The sequence below is a fragment of the Bacillus sp. SIMBA_008 genome (genome assembly GCF_046535495.1).
GTDB lineage: Bacteria > Bacillota > Bacilli > Bacillales > Bacillaceae > Bacillus > Bacillus subtilis.
The window spans coordinates 1-278 of the sequence record NZ_JAWRWL010000332.1; the positions used below are offsets into that span (position 1 = coordinate 1).

At 36.3% G+C, this 278-nt stretch carries 1 protein-coding gene; it reads right to left on the minus strand.

Translation table 11 applies throughout. The features are described 5' to 3' along the window. Positions 1 to 278, minus strand: a 278-nt coding sequence (locus SB658_RS23445; protein ID WP_410602689.1) for a type I restriction-modification system subunit M N-terminal domain-containing protein, incomplete at both ends; no start/stop codon positions are given.

Consider the following 278-nt stretch of genomic DNA (forward strand, 5'->3'; position numbering starts at 1 on the left):
CAATGACATCCCCATCATGACCGATTACATTGACATCATTTAGTTTCTTCAATACCTCAGTAATCGTAATGTTTCGCTGTTGATCATCCGATCCCAGTTTTTTTGATGTCAAATCTACATCGTCAAACAACCCGTTGAATTGGTCATATTTCGTAGACAAATCGATAAATGCCTTATTCAAATCATTCAGCTGGAATGTGTTTTGTTTCGCTTGATTGGCTAATACATTGAATAAATACTCTGGCTCAATATCATAGCCCAAAGTATCCACTAACGTT